The 15,997-nt window shown below is 64.6% G+C and carries 16 protein-coding genes and 1 pseudogene; 11 read left to right on the top strand and 6 right to left on the bottom strand.

Going from position 1 to position 15,997, the window contains the following annotated elements; translation table 11 throughout:
• Positions 1–11: 11 nt before the first annotated feature.
• Positions 12–1,010, bottom strand: coding sequence for a hypothetical protein (locus A2Z13_02165; protein ID OGP80434.1), 999 nt, complete (start codon positions 1,008–1,010; stop codon positions 12–14).
• Positions 1,011–1,018: 8 nt separating this feature from the next.
• Positions 1,019–1,450 (bottom strand): hypothetical protein, encoded by a 432-nt coding sequence (locus A2Z13_02160; GenBank protein ID OGP80433.1) that lies wholly within the window; start codon positions 1,448–1,450, stop codon positions 1,019–1,021.
• A 119-nt stretch (positions 1,451–1,569) separates the two neighbouring features.
• On the opposite strand from A2Z13_02160, the gene A2Z13_02155 reads away from it, so the two are divergent.
• The gene (locus A2Z13_02155; GenBank protein ID OGP80432.1) at positions 1,570–2,565 is read left to right on the top strand and encodes a hypothetical protein; all 996 of its coding nucleotides are present in this window, start codon (positions 1,570–1,572) and stop codon (positions 2,563–2,565) included.
• Positions 2,552–3,124 carry a hypothetical protein gene (locus tag A2Z13_02150; GenBank protein OGP80431.1) on the top strand — a complete coding sequence of 191 codons (573 nt, stop codon included), beginning with the start codon at positions 2,552–2,554 and terminating at the stop codon, positions 3,122–3,124. The genes A2Z13_02155 and A2Z13_02150 overlap by 14 nt, the downstream gene beginning before the upstream one ends.
• Here A2Z13_02150 and A2Z13_02145 read toward each other — a convergent pair.
• Both A2Z13_02145 and A2Z13_02140 read right to left on the bottom strand, forming a co-directional pair.
• Entirely contained in the window at positions 3,121–4,512 is a 1,392-nt protein-coding gene (locus A2Z13_02145) for a hypothetical protein (GenBank protein ID OGP80430.1), read from the bottom strand. The genes A2Z13_02150 and A2Z13_02145 overlap by 4 nt on opposite strands.
• Positions 4,513–4,525: 13 nt before the next feature.
• Positions 4,526–6,073, bottom strand: a complete 1,548-nt coding sequence (locus A2Z13_02140) for a hypothetical protein (protein ID OGP80429.1) — start codon at positions 6,071–6,073, stop codon at positions 4,526–4,528.
• A gap of 86 nt (positions 6,074–6,159) precedes the next feature.
• On the opposite strand from A2Z13_02140, the gene A2Z13_02135 reads away from it, so the two are divergent.
• From A2Z13_02135 to A2Z13_02105, 7 genes are read left to right on the top strand one after another with little or no spacing between them, the layout of a single operon-like run.
• Positions 6,160–6,636, top strand: coding sequence for a hypothetical protein (locus A2Z13_02135; protein ID OGP80428.1), 477 nt, complete (start codon positions 6,160–6,162; stop codon positions 6,634–6,636).
• The gene (locus A2Z13_02130; GenBank protein OGP80427.1) at positions 6,621–7,127 is read left to right on the top strand and encodes a hypothetical protein; all 507 of its coding nucleotides are present in this window, start codon (positions 6,621–6,623) and stop codon (positions 7,125–7,127) included. The genes A2Z13_02135 and A2Z13_02130 overlap by 16 nt, the downstream gene beginning before the upstream one ends.
• Positions 7,124–7,720, top strand: coding sequence for a 2'-5' RNA ligase (locus A2Z13_02125; GenBank protein OGP80426.1), 597 nt, complete (start codon positions 7,124–7,126; stop codon positions 7,718–7,720). Before A2Z13_02130 ends, A2Z13_02125 begins: the two co-directional genes overlap by 4 nt.
• Complete coding sequence (locus A2Z13_02120) at positions 7,717–8,748, top strand: recombinase RecA (GenBank protein OGP80425.1); 1,032 nt, start codon at positions 7,717–7,719, stop codon at positions 8,746–8,748. Before A2Z13_02125 ends, A2Z13_02120 begins: the two co-directional genes overlap by 4 nt.
• A complete protein-coding gene (locus tag A2Z13_02115; protein OGP80424.1) occupies positions 8,749–9,879 on the top strand; it encodes a type IV pili twitching motility protein PilT in 1,131 nt (376 codons plus the stop codon).
• Between the two features lie 31 nt (positions 9,880–9,910).
• Positions 9,911–10,369, top strand: a complete 459-nt coding sequence (locus tag A2Z13_02110; protein OGP80423.1) for a hypothetical protein — start codon at positions 9,911–9,913, stop codon at positions 10,367–10,369.
• 4 nt (positions 10,370–10,373) lie between these two features.
• Positions 10,374–13,010, top strand: a complete 2,637-nt coding sequence (locus tag A2Z13_02105) for an alanine--tRNA ligase (GenBank protein ID OGP80422.1) — start codon at positions 10,374–10,376, stop codon at positions 13,008–13,010.
• A gap of 14 nt (positions 13,011–13,024) precedes the next feature.
• Here the strand turns inward: A2Z13_02105 and A2Z13_02100 are convergent, their stop codons facing one another.
• Together A2Z13_02100 and A2Z13_02095 are read right to left on the bottom strand one after the other, a co-directional pair.
• Positions 13,025–13,741: a hypothetical protein gene (locus A2Z13_02100; protein OGP80421.1), complete on the bottom strand. Its 717-nt coding sequence runs from the start codon at positions 13,739–13,741 to the stop codon at positions 13,025–13,027.
• Positions 13,738–14,466, bottom strand: coding sequence for a hypothetical protein (locus A2Z13_02095; GenBank protein ID OGP80420.1), 729 nt, complete (start codon positions 14,464–14,466; stop codon positions 13,738–13,740). Before A2Z13_02095 ends, A2Z13_02100 begins: the two co-directional genes overlap by 4 nt.
• Before the next feature lie 121 nt (positions 14,467–14,587).
• On the opposite strand from A2Z13_02095, the gene A2Z13_02090 reads away from it, so the two are divergent.
• Both A2Z13_02090 and A2Z13_02085 read left to right on the top strand, forming a co-directional pair.
• On the top strand, positions 14,588–15,358 hold the full coding sequence (locus tag A2Z13_02090) for a hypothetical protein (protein ID OGP80419.1): 771 nt from the start codon (positions 14,588–14,590) through the stop codon (positions 15,356–15,358).
• A gap of 101 nt (positions 15,359–15,459) precedes the next feature.
• Positions 15,460–15,997: pseudogene (locus A2Z13_02085) on the top strand (ABC transporter substrate-binding protein).

Raw genomic sequence — 15,997 nt, 5'->3', positions numbered from 1 at the left:
GGTTCGCCGTTTTAGTCCGCCGTTTTGTCTTTCCTGTAAGAAACCACCCCCCGGTTATGTTCCTGGAGCGTTCTGGAGAACTTGTGGGACCCGTCGTTCCGCGATACGAAGTAGAGGTAATCCGAGTCGGCGGGGAAAAGCGCGGCCTGGATGGCCGAAATTCCCGGATTGGCAATCGGCCCCGGCGGGAGCCCGCGGTTCAAGTAAGAGTTGTACTGCGACGGCGTCTGCAGGTCTTTTTTCGTCAGTCCCTCCCCGAACCGCTTGAGCCCGTAGATCACTGTGGGGTCCATCTGAAGGGGCATCCCCAGCGAGAGGCGCTTCCGGATGACGGCCGACACGAATGGCTTCTCCTCGTCGACACCGGTCTCCTTTTCGATGATCGACGCGATGGTAACGAGCTGGAGAAGCGAGAATCCCGCCTCACGGGCCCTGCCCTCCCATTCGGGGAGGATCTTGCGGCGGAACTGGCGGGCCATGACCTCCAGGATGTCCTCCGGGGACATGGACTTCTCGAGCAGGTAGGTGTCCGGGAAGAGGAACCCCTCCGCCGTGGCCCCCGGTATGCCCAGCCTGCGCAGAACCTCCCGGGAAGCGGCGGTTTCGAGGAATTTCTCAGGATCGACGAGCTCGATGCCTCCCAGAATCTTCGCGATGTCGTAGAGGTTCGACCCCTCGGGGATCGTCACGGAATAGCGGGTGATCTCGCCGCGAAAGAGCTTTTTCCAGGCCTCCACTGCCGAAGGGGGGTCCGGGAACGAATATTCGCCGAACTTCAGACGCCTCCCCGTCATCGATCCCTGGATCAGCATCCGGAAGACGAGGGGGTGCTGCAGGACCTTTCTTTCTGCCAGAAGTCGCGCGACCTCGGAAGAAGTGCTTCCTTTCGGAATGACCACTTTGACCATTTGCCAATCCTTGGACGGAGGGGTGTCCATGAGCAGGAAAGCGAAGAGGGACGCCATTCCGAGCAGCAGAACGAGGGCGACCTTGAATTTCTGGGAAGACATGTCGGGGATTACTTCCGGTTCCGGGCGTCCAGGACGGATTGCAGGAGAAGGGCGGCGGCGAGGCTGTCGCGGATCTCTTTCCGTTTCTCGCGTCGCACGCCGGACTCGATGAGATGGCGTTCCGCCTGGGCCGTGGTGAAGCGTTCGTCCCACGGGACGACCGGCAAACCGAGGCACTCGTGGATCTTCAGCGCAAACCCCCTGGCTTTGGCCGCCTGGACCCCCTCCATCCCGTCGGGGAGGAGCGGGAGACCGATGACCACGGTTTCCACCCCGTATTCCCTCGCCACGACCGCGATCGCCTCGATGTCCTTTCGGTCCCCCTCCCGCCGGATCGCCGGAAGCTGCTGCGCAGTGATGCCGAGGAGGTCGGAAATCGCCACCCCGATGCGACGGCTGCCGAAGTCGAGCGCGAGCACCCTTCCCCTGATCTGATCCATCGGCGATTCCCCTGAGAAAGTTTACGTTTCCTCCCGTCGGACCGTCAACTCGGGGAACGGCCATCAAGATTGACGAACCGGCCGACCTCCGGTAAAACTATACGCATTGCGGAGGGGGGATGCCAGGTTCGATTACCGACGTGGCGGGCGTCCTGCTTGGGCACGAGCACGACTTCGCCAGGGGTTCCGGGGTGACGGTACTGCGGTTCCCCCAAGGGGCAGCGGGGGCCGCCGACATCCGCGGCGAGGCCGCTGGAACCCGGCAGATGGACTCTCTCCTGCGCCCCCATCCCGTTGGCCGCATGCATGCCCTCGTTCTTGCCGGCGGGAGCGCCTTCGGGCTCGACGCCGCGGCGGGGGTCATGCGCTATCTGGAAGAGGCAGGGATGGGATTTCCCACCCCCGGGGGGATCGTGCCGATCGTTCCCACCGCCGTGATCTACGACCTGGGTTTCGGCGATCCCTCGTTTCGCCCGACGCCCGACATGGGATACTCGGCTGCCTCCAGGGCGTCCGCCGTGCCGCCGGCCCGCGGCTCCGTGGGGGCCGGCGCGGGGGCCACGGTCGGCAAGGCGTTCGGCATCGGCCGCGCGATGAAGGGCGGCTTCGGGACGGCCAGCGAGGCGGGCGGCGGAACGATCGTCGGTGCCTGCGCCGTCGTGAACGCTTTCGGGGACGTGGTGGACCCGGAAACGGGCGACTGGATCGCCGGGGCCCGGGAAGAGGATGGGAAAGGGCCCGCCTGGACGGAGAAACGGTTCCGGGAGGGGTTCCGGCGGGAGCCCTTCGCTCCGGAGAACACGACACTGGCCGTCGTTGCAACGGCCGAACCGCTTTTACGCGAGGAACTCATGGCCGTCGCGCGGATGGCGCACGGCGCGTTGTCGCGGGCCATCCGCCCTGTCCACACGCCGATGGACGGGGACATCGTCGTAGCGCTCTCCACCGGTCTTTCGGGACGAAGGGGAAACGTGATGCAGGCAGCGATGCTGGGAGCGCGCGCGCTCGAAAAGGCGATTCTGGACGCGGTTCGGAGCGCGGTCGGTACCCCGGCCGTTCCGTCGGCTGAGGATCTGTCGGGGAAGGGAGGGGAGAGCCGTGATGAACCGGATTGAGGAAACCCTTCGGGGGTTGCAGTCGGATCCGTCGCCCTCGGTGCGCGAGGCCGCGTCCTCTTCCCTGGACCGGCTGAGGGCGAAGCGATCGGTGGCTTCCTATTTGAACGTGCTTCAGACGGGCACCTTGGAGGAGCGGATGCGGGTCGTTTTCTCCGCGGAGGACATCGGCGGGTCGGAAGGGATCTCCCTCCTGCTGGCGGCCTTGAACGACCGCGAGGCGGAAGTCCGGGGGGCCGCCGCCCGGGTGCTCGCTTTCTCCCCCACCGTAACCGTTCTTAAAGCCCTGGTGGAACGGCTTCCGAAGGAGGAGGGGGTCGTGCTGGGGAACCTCCTGGAGACGCTGGGGAGATCCCGGAGGAAGGAACTCGCCCCCGTCATCGGAAAATTTCTTGGCCACCCCGATCCGGAAGTCGCCGGCAAGGCGGTGGAGGCGTATGCCCTCGTCGCGGAAAAGAAAGAGTGGGAGAAGATCCTCCTCCAGGCGCGCTCGGAGAGCGAGGCGGTTCGCGCGGCGGCGGCCCGCGCCCTGTCGGAGTGGAGCGGGGGGGATGCTTAAGCTGGAGCCATCGCGGAGAACAGGGCCCCCGTGGTTGCGGACGGGTGGAATTGCGGGTTCACCGGCCCGAGGATCATCCGGCGCGGCTTTTTCGACGCTCCGTCCGATTCGCCCAGGTCCACCTGTTCCGGCCGGGGGAGCGGGTTGCCGTTCAGGTCGAACAGGACCACGACCTTCTGCCCCCCCTCGCCGGATGTCCCCTGCCCCGAGACCACCCCGATCTCCATGGTGTTCAATCGAACCATGGTCCCTACCGGATAGGTTCCCATGATTTTCGCGAAAACCTCTACGACCCCTGGGTCCAGCGACTTGCCGGCGACATTCTTCATGATCTCCAGCGACTCCTGCGGGAACCGGGCCTTCTGGTACGATCGCATCGTCGTCAGCGCGTCATAGCTGTCGGCAACGGGAATGACGTTGGAATTGGGGTGCATGCGGTAATCCGGCTCCGGGCGTGGATATCCCGTCCGGTCGAACCGCATGTGGTGTTCCAGGACCAAGTACGCGGAGGCGGGACGGATATGGGACATCTTCCCGAGAAGGGCGAACCCTTCCCCGGGGTGCTTCTTGATCTCCTCGAACTCCATTGGGGTCAGCGTGCTGGGCTTCCGGATGAGGTTGAGGGCGAGCTGCGTTTTCCCGATGTCGTGCAGGAGGCCCGCGACTCCCACGTCGACCTTGTCCTGGGAGGAGAGATTCAGGGTATCGGCAAGGGCGAGCGACAGAACGGCCACGTTCACGGAATGGTTGTAGGTGTACTCGTCGTACTTCTTGATGAGCGTCAGCGCCAGCATGGCATCCCGGTTCCGCGTGAGCATGCTGCTCATGTCCTTGACCACGCGCTCGGACTCGGCCCCGGAAGGGATCCGTCCCAACCGCACGTCCCGCAGGACCGAGACCACCACGGAGACCGCGTTGTCGTAAAGTTCGTGCGCGACCGTCTGGTCGTCCTTCTCGCTGTCCTCGATCGGCTTGACGCGGATGTAGGTGACTCCCGACTGGAAAAGGAGTTCCTGGATCCGGTTCGGGGAGAGCTCCTGCTCCTTCGTCTCATGGAGGAAACGGATGAAGTTCTCGATGTCGCCGGGCGTGAGCCTCTTGTCGAAAATGATGGCCGGCACCCCGATCCGGGAGAGCCGTTCCATGAAGAATTCGTGGGAGGAGGTCAGGCTGAAGATGGGGACCCCTTCGAAGACCAGCGTGCCATCCGTAATGAGGAGGACGAGCTCGGAATGGTCTCCGAAGAGCAGGAGGAGGTCCTTGTGCACCTTCTCCACGGGGGTACGGACCAGGGGGTGCGCGGCGGGATAGAGCCCCCGGTTCCTCAGGGAAGTTCCCAGTGCCCGGATCAGGCCGGTAATCAGGATTTCCTGTTCGCGCCGGTTCATGGCCGATCCTCCTCTAATTTTTCCTGAGGAGGCGTTCCGCCTCCGCTCTCAGGTATTTCTCCGGTGCGCGGGCGGCCCGTTCGAGCACCTCCTTGGCCTTTTCCCCGCTCATCTTTGAGATGCTCCGGAGCGCGTGGGTTTTCATGGCCCGGAACTTTTTCGTCTCCCAGACGGCCGTCGTCCGGAGGATTTCTTCCAGGGCCGTGACCGCCTCGTCGGTGTCGATGGCCCGCAGGGATTCGATCGCTTCGTGGGCCAGCCGGTAAATGGGGAACAGGAACCGCTTGTGGACGGTCCGCCGGAACAGGGTGAGGACGGCCTCGGATTCCTTTTTGGAAGACATCGCCGCGGTGGCGGTCAGGGCCACCGTTTCCTCCGGGAAGAAGCAGAGTTCCCCCAATGCCTGGACCGCGGAGGGGTGGGGGAGCTTGGAAAGCGCCTTGATCGCCTCCTTCTTCACGCGGAGGTCCGGGTGGGACAGGGCGTTGGCCACGTGCGGTGCGAGATCGGGGAGCCCCAGGCTTCCGAGAATCTTCACCATGTTGCGGATCATGAACCACCGGGAGTCGTTCAGGTTCTCGAGGATGGCGGGTACTGCGGGCCTGCCGATCCGGACGACGATCTCCACGATCGATCTCCGCGCGAGGAGGTCCTCCTCGTCCGCGAGCGTCCGGAGAAGCGGCTTGACGGCCCGGTCCTCGAACGCCACCAGCACCGTCTCCACCCCCCGGCGGCCCCTTCCGGACTTCCCCCGAAGGAGATGGATGTAATGGGAGACCAGCTCTTCGGTGGCCATCTCCTTGATCCCGAGGCGCGCGAGGTTGGCGATCTCCGCGTTCTGCATGGGCGGGCGCTCGATGTGGCCCGCGAAGATCATGAGCGCCCGGGAAGCGAATTCGATCTTCCGGTCCATTCGCTCGCTGAAAAGGGCCCGGGTGAGAGCGATGAGGTGGTCGCGGTACGTGGCGGCGTCGGTTTCCTTCTCGATCAGGCCCAGAAGGTCCTCGATCGTCAATTCTTCCAGATCCACATTCTCCAGACCCAACGACGGTTCCGCGTCGGTCTGCGCAGACTCTGCGCTCTCTTCGGGCAGGACCTCCTCCTCCGTCTTCATCATCTCCGTGAGGCCCTGGTAATCCACGCGGTTCACCCAGATCCGCGACACTTTCGCCCGGATCATTACCTGCTCGAGGCCGCCCTCGTCCTGGATCTGCTGGAGGTCGCGGTTGAGGATGCCGAGGAATGCGATCATCTCGTTGGACTTCAGGTTGGGCAGGAAGATGATCTTGCCTGCGCGTCGGAGATAGAGCTCCCGGTTCAGGTCCGCGATCGCCTTGCTCGGAACCGGGAGAGGTGTTTCCCCGTATAGGAGGGTGTTCTTGGTCACGTCGATTTCCAGCCCTTCCTCCGGCAGCGGGATCTCTTCGAAGTTGGAGATGATTTTGGAGATGGCCTGGATCAGCGCGGGGTGTCCGGGAGGGTAGAAGCTGACGCTTTTCAGCCCCTTTGCCAGTTCGGTGACCGCCCGGGAGATTCGCTGTATGAGGTCGCTTTCAGGCATTTTCGTCTCGCAATGCCCCGTGGATGGCAAAAATCGTTTTATTTGTCACAGTCGTTTATTATAAATGTAAAATTGATAATCTGGTTATGCCTATCTTTCAACGAAAACGTTTTCGGGGAAATCTGCTCTGGAGGGCGGTCGCCTCAGGGCTCGGGCTGGGTTTCGCTCCCGTGGCCCCCGGAACGTTCGGCTCCCTGCTCGCCCTGCCGCTGTGGTTCTGGGGAGGCGGAACGGGGCCGGTCCATTACTGCGCGCTCGCCGGAGTGCTCCTGCTGTCGGTTCCCTCCGCGCACGTGGAAATCCGGGAAACGGGCAGAAGGGATCCCCCCTCGGTCGTGATCGACGAGGTGGCGGGAATGCTGCTGGCCGCGACGGGGATCCCCTGGGGGTGGAGGCCGGTCCTGCTCCTTTTCCTCCTTTTCCGGTTCTTCGACATCGTGAAATTCGGGCCCGCGGCCTGGGCGGACAAGCGGGAGGGAGCCGTGTACGTCGTCGCGGACGACCTCGTTGCGGGGGTGTACGCCAATCTTGCCTACCGGGGGATCGTGTGGCTGACCGGGTGATCCGGAATCTGGCGGAGCGCTTAGGAGCGGCGTTCTCAGGAGCGAAAATCACGCTGGCCGTCGCCGAGTCGTGCACCGGGGGAAGCTTGTGCGCCGCGATCACGGAGATCCCGGGGAGTTCCGTCTACTTCCTGGGGGGCGTTGTCGCATATCACAACGAAGTCAAGACCAGGGAACTCGGCGTCCCGGAGGAGTTGATCCGGTCCGTCGGCGCGGTGAGCGAGCCGGCGGCGATCGCCCTGGCGGACGGGGTCAGGCGCCGGTTCGGCGCGGACGCCGGGGTCGGCGTCACCGGGATCGCGGGACCGGGCGGGGGATCGCCGGAGAAGCCGGTGGGCACCGTATGTCTGGGGATTTCGGCGGATGGCGTCCGGCATTCGGGCAGGAGGAAATTTTCCGGCGACCGCGAATCCGTCCGTGGCCAGGCCGTGGCCTGGGCCCTGACCGAGCTTCTCCTGCGGGTGCGCGCCGTGGGGGGAGAAACGAAATGAGGGCGTTCATCGGGATCGGCCTGCCGCCTTCGTTCCGTCGGGCGATCCGGGAAGCGATTTCCCCGTTCCACGCGCGGCGTCTCGCCGTTTCCTGGACCCCCGAGCAAAACCTCCATGTAACGTTGAAGTTTCTCGGGGAGACATCGCCCGGAAGGGTGGACGAGATCGCCTCGCTGCTCCTTGCGGCAGGGAGCGGGATCCCTGCCTTCGAGTTCCTCGCCGAGGGGGCGGGAGGATTTCCATCCCTGCGTGCTCCGCGCGTGCTGTGGGTCGGCATCCGGGAACCGCTTGAATTGGTCGGGAAGTTGCAAGAGAATATGGAAAAGGTGCTTTCCGGCGCGGGCTTCCCATGCGAGGAAAGGCCGTTCCACCCGCACATCACGGTCGGCCGCGTACGAGACAGGCTCCCCCCGGGGTGGGGGGAGAGATACGCCAGTGCCCTGTCCGGGAAACCGTTCGGGGCGGTCGGGGTAAACTCGTACCAACTGTACGAAAGCCGGCTGTCTCCGGGAGGAGCTGTGTATACCGTCCTGCGCGACATTCCACTCCCGCGGGGGCCCGAGAGGACGGAGAGAGAGGAGAAAGGGAAATGATCCAGGACCCGAACCGCCGGAAGGCGCTCGAAATGGCGCTTTCGGCGATCGAAAAGAATTACGGCAAGGGTGCGATCATGCGTCTCGGGGCCGACACGCCCGTAAAAGACATCCCCGTGATCTCCACGGGGGCGCTCTCCCTGGACGTGGCACTGGGAATCGGCGGAATCCCCCGGGGTCGCGTGACGGAGATCTTCGGCCCGGAGGCGTCCGGGAAAACCACGCTGGCCCTGCATATCGTCGCGGAGGCGCAGCGACAGGGGGGGATTGCGGGGTTCATCGACGCGGAACATGCCCTGGACCTTTCGTACGCGAGAAAGCTGGGTCTTTCCACCGAGGATCTGCTGATCTCCCAGCCGGACACCGGGGAGCAGGCCCTTGAGATCGCTGAAATGCTCGTGCGCAGCGGCGCGCTCGACGTCCTCGTCGTCGACTCGGTCGCGGCGCTGGTCCCCAAGGCGGAGATCGAGGGGGAGATGGGGGACGCGCACATGGGACTCCAGGCGCGCCTGATGTCCCAGGCCCTCCGCAAGCTCACCGCGACGATCAGCAAGTCGCAGACGGCGGTCATTTTCATCAACCAGATCCGGATGAGGATCGGTGTGATGTTCGGCAACCCGGAGACGACGACCGGCGGGAACGCCCTCAAGTTCTACGCCTCCGTCCGGATGGACATCCGCCGCCTGACGCAGATCAAGAAGGACGACGAGATCATCGGGAGCCGCACGCGCGTCAAGGTGGTCAAGAACAAGCTCGCGCCCCCCTTCCGGGAGGCGGAGTTCGACATCCTTTACGGAGAGGGGATCTCGCGGGAAGGGGATCTCCTGGACATCGGCACGGAGCTCGGGATGATCGAGAAGAGCGGCGCGTGGTATTCCCTGGAAGGGGAGCGGATCGGCCAGGGGCGGGAGAACGCCAGGGGCTTCCTCAAGGAGCACCCGGAGATCGGCTCCGGCCTCCGGAAAAAGATCCTGGCGAACTACGGCATCGGGGAAGCCGGCCGCGCGGCGCAGGAAGGAGCCACCTAAATGGAACTCAACGACATCCTCAAGGCGGCCGTCCGTCATGGCGCTTCCGACGTCCACTTGAAGGCCGGGCTTCTGCCCGTCTTCCGGATCAACGGCAAGCTTGTCCCCCTCAAGGTGCCGGAGCCGCTCAAACCGGAAGAGCTCTCCGCCATGGGCGCGGTCATCCTCACGGAGGAACAGCGGAAAAAATTCGAGCTGGTCCACGAACTCGACTGCGCCTACAGCATCTCGGGGCTGGGGCGGTTCCGCGTCAATATCTTCATTCAGCGCGGCACGATCGGGATCGTTCTCCGCATCGTCCCCGTCGGAGTCCTGTCCTTCGAGGAGCTCCACCTGCCGAAGGTGCTGGAAAAGGTTGCGCTGGAGAACCGCGGACTGGTCCTGTGCACCGGGACCACCGGCTGCGGGAAGTCGACGACCCTGGCCTCCATCATCGAATACATCAACATACACCGCAGCTGCCACATCGTTACGATCGAGGACCCGATCGAGTTCCTCCTCCATGACCGGAAGAGCATCATCAACCAGCGGGAGCTGGGCGTGGACACCGTTTCCCTCGCCGGGGCGCTCCGGAGCGCCCTGCGGCAGGACCCCGACGTGATCCTCGTGGGCGAGATGCGCGACCTGGAAACGATCGAGACGGCGATCATGGCCGCCGAGACGGGGCACCTTGTCCTCTCGACGCTGCACACGCTCGACGCCGCCGAGACGATCAACCGCGTCGTGGGAGCGTTCCCGCCCTACCAGCAGAAGCAGGTTCGGATCCAGATGGCTTCCCTGCTGAGGTCCGTCATTTCCCAGCGGCTGGTGCCGAAGGCCGACGGAAAGGGCCGCGTGCCGGCGATCGAGATCATGATCAACACCGCCCGGGTCAGGGAGTACATCGAGGACAAGGACAAGACCAAAAAGATCCGGGAGGCGATCGCCCAGGGGTACGTGAGCTACGGGATGCAGACCTTCGACCAGTCCCTCATGTTGCTCTACAAGGAAGGGCTGATCTCCCTGGACGAGGCGCTGCGGCAGGCCTCGAACCCCGACGATCTGGCGCTGCGCATCCGCGGGATCTCCTCGGGCACGGACCTGACCTGGGACGATTTTGACAAGAGCGGCGAGCTGCCGACGAAGGAGTAAAAGCGGAGAGCCGCCGCCCCCGGGCGGGGCTATGGCAGCGGCGCTCCGGATGCTCTCCCGGCGGGGCTTGAGCGAGGGGGAAATCCGGGAAAGGCTTGCGAAGAAGGGGATTCCCCCGACGGAGGCTTCGGCGGTGATCCGCCGGCTTCAGGAGCTTGGGCTGGTGGACGACCCGGAGCTTTGCGCGCAGCTGGTGCGCTCTTACCGCGAGACGCGCTCCTACGGATCCGCAAAGATCATCTGGGTCCTGCGGGCGCGCCATTTTCCGCCGGACCTTGTCGAGAAAATCCTGCGGGAATCCTCCTCCGGGGAAGAGGAGTTGGCCGCCGCTTCCGCCGCCCTCCGGAAGAGGTTCCGCGCCGGGCTCCCCTACGGCCGGCAGGGGGCTGCCAAGGCCTACCGGTTTCTCGCGGGGCGCGGGTTTTCCCCGGAGATGTGCCGGAGGGCCATCGGGGGGTTTTCGTTCGACATCCAGGAAGGCGAGGGATAAACCATTGTCGAAGACCGGGGCTTCTCTTCGCGCCGCATTTCTTTCCTATTTCGAGAAGAACGGCCACAAGGTCCTTCCCGGGTCCTCCCTGGTGCCGGGAAACGACCCGACCCTGCTGTTCACGAACGCCGGCATGGTGCAGTTCAAGGAGAATTTCCTGGGACTGGGGCCCGCCTCCCTTACACGCTCGGCCACCGCGCAGCGCTGCCTGCGCGTCAGCGGCAAGCACAACGACCTCGAGAACGTCGGCTATACGGCCCGACACCACACGCTCTTCGAAATGCTGGGGAACTTCTCCTTCGGGGACTACTTCAAGAAGGAGGCGATCTTCTTCGGGTGGGATTTCCTCACGCGGGAGGTCGGGCTCGACGGCCGGCGGATGACGGTGTCCGTCTTCCGGGAGGACGACGAAGCGTACGACCTCTGGCACAAAACGATGGGGCTGCCCGCCTCGCAGATCGTGCGGTTCGACGAGAAGGACAACTTCTGGGCGATGGGGCCTACGGGACCGTGCGGGCCGTGCTCCGAGATCATCTACGACCAGGGGGATGGGGTGGGGTGCGGGCGGCCCGGGTGCTCCGTGGGTTGCGACTGCGACCGGTTCCTCGAGATCTGGAACCTCGTCTTCATGCAGTACAACCAGGATGAGAGCGGCAAGAAGACGCTGTTGCCGAAGCCCAGCATCGACACAGGGATGGGGCTGGAACGGCTGGCCGCGGTCGCCCAGGGGGTCGCCAGCAACTACGACACCGACCTCTTCCAGCCGATTCTCCGTGAAATCGCCCGTCTTTGCGGCGTCGCTCCCGGAACGTCGAAAGCCGCCGACGCGGCGATGCGGGTGATCGCCGACCATGCGCGGGCCACGGCGTTTCTCATCGCCGACAGCGTGCTCCCCTCCAACGAGGGGCGGGGGTACGTCCTGCGCCGGATCATGCGGCGCGCCCTGCGGCACGGGAAGAAACTCGGATTCGACGGGCCGTTCCTCCACCGGGTGGCGGGCACCGTGGTGCAGGAGTTCTCGCCCGCATACCCGGAACTGGGCAAGAACGCCGCGTTCATCGACACCGTGGCCGTGAACGAGGAGAAGCGGTTCCTCGAGACCCTCGACGCGGGCCTGCGGATGGTCGAGGACGAATTCTCCCGGATCGGGAGGGAGGGGAGGGTCGTATTCGCCGGCGAGGTGGCATTCAGGCTCTACGACACCTACGGATTCCCTGCGGATCTCACGGCGGACCTGTGCCGCGAGCGGGGCGTTGCGCTCGACCAGGAAGGGTTCGAAAGAGAGATGGAGAAGCAGCGGGCGCAGTCCCGGGTTTCCTGGAAGGGGGGAGAGGTCGCCGCGTCCGACGCAGCGGCAGCGTTCCTTTCCGGCGCAGGGATCGCGGTGGAGTTCGTCGGCTACGAGCGTCTTGCCGCCGCGGGCAGGATCGTGGCCCTCTTCCGGACGGGGGAGCAGGTACCTTGCGCAGGGGCGGGCGAGGAGATCGATTTCGCCACGGACGTAACTCCCTTCTACGGGGAATCCGGGGGGCAGGCGGGGGACATCGGGACCGGCGCGGGGAAGGGATTCCGGCTGCAGATCCTGTCGACGCGAAAACCCGCCGCGGACGCGATCGTCCACCACGCGAAGGTCGCCGAGGGGACGGTGCGCGGGGGAGAGGCGGTGGACCTTTCGGTCGACGAGCAGGTGCGGCGCCGGACACAGGGCAACCACACCGCGACGCACCTCCTCCAGGCGGCGCTCCGGAACGTTTTGGGGACCCACGTAAAGCAGGCGGGCTCGTACGTGGGCCCGGACAAGCTCCGGTTCGATTTCACCCACTTCGAAGGGATCCCGGGGGAGGCGCTGCACGAGGTGGAAAACCAGGTCAACGAGGCCATCTTCTCGGCGTTACCGGTGAAGTGGGAATCCCTGCCGCACGACGCGGCGATTGCGGCAGGCGCGATGGCGTTCTTTGGCGAGAAATACGGCGACGCCGTCCGGATGGTGAGCGTCCCCGGCATCAGCCGGGAACTGTGCGGGGGAACGCACGTCCGCAACACGAGCGAGATCGGCCTTTTCCGGATCGTTTCGGAGGGGGCGCTCGCGTCGGGGGTACGCCGCATCGAGGCCCTGACGGGGATCGCGGCGCTGCGCCACCTGCGGGACGAGGCCGGCCTGCTGCACGAAATCTCGCGCGACCTCAAGGTCTCTCCGGCGGACGCCGCCGATCGCGTCCGCAAGCTGTTCGTCCAGATCAAGGGCCTCGAGAAGGAGCTCCAGGAGGCCAGGCGCCGGGCATCGCGGGACCTCGTCGGGGAGGTCTTGGGCAAGGCGGTGAAATCGGGGGGCGTGACGTTCGCGTCCGCCGAGGTCGAGCCGATGGACGCCGCCGCCCTGCGGGATCTGGCCGACAAGGTCAAGGGGAAGATGAAAAGCGGGATCCTGCTCCTGGGTAGCGTCCAGGGCGACCGGTGCCACCTCGTGGCGGGCGTGACGGAGGACCTGCTGTCCTCCTATTCGGCGAACGACATCGTCAGGAAGGCCGCCACGTCGGTAGGCGGCGGCGGCGGCGGGCGGCGCGACATGGCCCAGGCGGGCGGTTCAAAGACCGACGGCCTTGCGGAAGCGCTCCGATCGCTGTCCGGGTGGGTGAAATAGGCCGGCCGGGGGGGTTACTCGCCTTTGGTATCCCGGTCGAGCGTGTTGAGGTAGAGCTGGACCAGCTTGTTCGTGGGGTCCCGGAAGAGGGCCTCCTCCCATGCGCGGCGTGCTTTTTCCTTTTTCCCCGACAGGTACAGGAGAATCCCCTGCTGGATCCTCGCAGGGACGTTGTCCGGGTGGGCGGCGAGGACCTTCTCCACTTCCTCCAGCCCCTCGACCAGCTTGCCTGCTTCCCGTAGCGCCACGACCATCCGGATGCGCAGGTCGGGATACTCGGGAGCCACCGCGAGGGCCTTCCTGTATTCCTGGATCGCTTCCTCGTTCTGGCCCAGGGCGAGGTACAGCTCACCGAGTTCGGAGTGCAGGTTGGCGATCTTCCCGCGGAAGAGGTTGCCGCGCGTAGGTTCCCCCATGCAGACAACGGATTCGCTCGCACGCCGGTAGACGGCCTTCGCCTCCTCGTACTTCCCCATGTCGTTGAGGGTGATGGAGAGCGAGAGGAGGGCCTCGGTGTAGGTTGGGTTGAGCCCGATCGCCTTCTCGAAATACTCGACGCCCTGGTGGAGCTTTCCCCATTGGTGATAGATGAGACCGAGGATGTAGTAGAGGTCGGCGTAGCTTGCCCCCCCTTCGATCGCCTCGCGCAGGACCCTTTCCGCGCGGAAGAAGTCCCTCTCCTCGAAGGCCCGTTTCCCGATGGTGATGAGCGTGGACAAGTCCCGGCTCACGGCTTCTTCCCTCCCGGTGCGGGGAACTTTTCGGCGAGGCTCTTCCTGGTTTCAGCCGCCTCCGCCTTCTTTCCCTGCTTTTCCAGCGCCTCCGCGAGGAAGGACAAGAGGGAAGGCACGGCGGCGGTTTCCGGGTATTCCGACAGGGCCCGCAGGGCGCGCGCCTCCGCGCTTGCGTAATGCTTGCGGCCGAGGTAGTGGGAGACCACCTGCTTTTCGTGCTCCGCCAGCCGGTTCCGAAGCTCGGCGATCTTGACGGCGGCGATCGGAGAGTAGGGTCCTTTCGGGCTCTTTTCCAGCACCTGCGTGAACGCCTTGACCGCCTCGAGGGTCTTGGTCTGGTCCCGGCCCGGGTCGGCCACCTGCCTTGCAAGGAGTTCCCCCTTCCGGTAGAAGGCATAAGGAACATTGTCGTCGGCAGGGTAAAGACGGAGGAAATCGTCGAAAGCGACCTCCGCCTCGACGTCGTCCCTGTTGTTCATCCGGGCGTCGGCCAGGCCGAGCTGGGCCTTCGCGGCGAGGGGGGAGTTGGGAAACCGCTCGAGGAGCACCTGGAAGGCTTCGGTCGCGTCTCCGTACTTTTTCGCGGCGAACTTCTGCTGCCCTCGAGTGAAGAGGTCGGGGGCGGTGAGTCCCGTTTGCTTCGCCAGCTTTTCGGTACAGGCGGGGAGAAGGAAAAGCAGGAGCAGGACCCCGATGGCGGGGAAGTTGCGCGGCCGAAGCATGGGGAAAAACGGTAGTATAGCCAGCGGGAATTGTCAATGTTACCCTAAGATTTTTTAGGGGGACATTCCAACGGAACACTCCTGATCTTTGCGCTCGTTATGGCGAGGAGTGTTCCCCGCGATGGGGGGTCAGATGAAAGGGAAAGTGGCGGTCGTCACCGGAGGGTCGCGCGGCATCGGTTTTGCGGTAGCCACGCGGTTCTTGAGGGAGGGGGCGCACGTGGCGGTTGCGGATCAGCGCGACGAAGCGATGGAGCATCTCCGGGTGGTGGGGCAGAAGAGGGGCGCGCGACTTCTCTTCGTCAAGACGGACATCCGGCGGTTTTCCGAGGTGGAGGCCGTTGGGAAGAAGGTGATCGCCGGCCTGGGAAGGATCGACATCTGGGTGAACAACGCCGGCTGGGATCGGATCACCCCGTTCCTGTCGACGGTTCCGGAGGATTGGGCGAAGGTGGTGGAGATCAACCTGATGGGGGTGGTGCACGGGACGCGCGTGGCTCTTGAAGCCATGGTCGCGGGGAAGGAGGGAGGGGCGATCGTCAACGTGGCCTCCGACGCGGGCAGGGTCGGAAGCTCGGGCGAGGCGGTCTACTCCGGCGCCAAGGGCGGGGTGATCGCCTTCACGAAAGCCGTCGCCCGCGAAGTCGCCCAGCACGGGATCCGCGTCAACTGCGTCTGCCCGGGGCCGACGGAGACCCCGCTCCTCACGGAGAATTTCGGGACGGAGGAGGGAAGCAGGATCATCGAGGCGATCAAGCGCGGCATCCCCTTCCGGCGCCTGGGCAGGCCGGAGGAGATCGCCGCCGCCATCCACTTCCTGGCGTCGGAAGACGCCTCCTACATCACCGGGCAGGTCCTGAGCGTCAACGGCGGTCTGAACATGGTCGGTTGATGATAAATTTTTCGCTGGGCGGTCTCGGAAAAATGATATAAGTTACTGTTTCAACGCGGCACCGGAAAGACAATAAAAAAAACAGGGAGGTAGAACCAACAATGAAAGGCGAAAAGAAATGGCTTGTTTTCTGCTTCGCGCTGTTCCTCGCGTCGTTCCTCGGAAACGCGGCAACGGCGGCGGAAGTTATCAAGGTCGGGATCGTGCTGCCGCTGACAGGCGAGCAGGCGAAGTTCGGCGAGATCGAGAAGCGATCGTTCGAAATAGCGGCGGAAGAGATCAACGCGAAAGGCGGCGTCAAGGGGAAAAAGCTGGAACTTCTCTTCGAGGACGATACCGGGAAGCCCGACGTCGGCCGGTCCGCCACGGAGAAGCTGATCTCCCAGGAGAAGGTCCCCGTCATCACGGGCGGGTACTCCAGTTCCGTCACCGCCGCCGCGACCGCCGTCGCCCAGCAGTTCAAGGTACCCTTCCTGGTCACGACCGGCTCGGCGGACAAGATCACGGAAAGCAATTACGACTACGTCTTCCGGATCAACCCGCCCGCCAGCGAGTACCCGGCGGCGGTCGTCACCTTCCTCCAGGAGGTGGTCAAACCGAAGACGGCCGTCATCCTCTTCGAGAATTCCCTCTTCGGGC

The sequence above is a fragment of the Deltaproteobacteria bacterium RBG_16_64_85 genome, from assembly GCA_001798885.1.
GTDB lineage: Bacteria > Desulfobacterota > Deferrimicrobia > Deferrimicrobiales > Deferrimicrobiaceae > FEB-35.
The sequence above is the reverse complement of the archived record's forward strand: the minus strand, read 5'-3'. Positions and strand labels throughout refer to the sequence as shown.

Coding starts and splice junctions, on each gene's coding strand:
- A2Z13_02110 (OGP80423.1), top strand. CDS start 9,911: ATGGCAGCGGCGCTCCGGATGCTCTCCCGGCGGGGCTTGAGCGAGGGG.
- A2Z13_02120 (OGP80425.1), top strand. CDS start 7,717: ATGATCCAGGACCCGAACCGCCGGAAGGCGCTCGAAATGGCGCTTTCG.
- A2Z13_02095 (OGP80420.1), bottom strand. CDS start 14,466: ATGCTTCGGCCGCGCAACTTCCCCGCCATCGGGGTCCTGCTCCTGCTT.
- A2Z13_02160 (OGP80433.1), bottom strand. CDS start 1,450: ATGGATCAGATCAGGGGAAGGGTGCTCGCGCTCGACTTCGGCAGCCGT.
- A2Z13_02155 (OGP80432.1), top strand. CDS start 1,570: ATGCCAGGTTCGATTACCGACGTGGCGGGCGTCCTGCTTGGGCACGAG.
- A2Z13_02150 (OGP80431.1), top strand. CDS start 2,552: ATGAACCGGATTGAGGAAACCCTTCGGGGGTTGCAGTCGGATCCGTCG.
- A2Z13_02135 (OGP80428.1), top strand. CDS start 6,160: ATGCCTATCTTTCAACGAAAACGTTTTCGGGGAAATCTGCTCTGGAGG.
- A2Z13_02140 (OGP80429.1), bottom strand. CDS start 6,073: ATGCCTGAAAGCGACCTCATACAGCGAATCTCCCGGGCGGTCACCGAA.
- A2Z13_02165 (OGP80434.1), bottom strand. CDS start 1,010: ATGTCTTCCCAGAAATTCAAGGTCGCCCTCGTTCTGCTGCTCGGAATG.
- A2Z13_02145 (OGP80430.1), bottom strand. CDS start 4,512: ATGAACCGGCGCGAACAGGAAATCCTGATTACCGGCCTGATCCGGGCA.
- A2Z13_02090 (OGP80419.1), top strand. CDS start 14,588: ATGGGGGGTCAGATGAAAGGGAAAGTGGCGGTCGTCACCGGAGGGTCG.
- A2Z13_02115 (OGP80424.1), top strand. CDS start 8,749: ATGGAACTCAACGACATCCTCAAGGCGGCCGTCCGTCATGGCGCTTCC.
- A2Z13_02125 (OGP80426.1), top strand. CDS start 7,124: ATGAGGGCGTTCATCGGGATCGGCCTGCCGCCTTCGTTCCGTCGGGCG.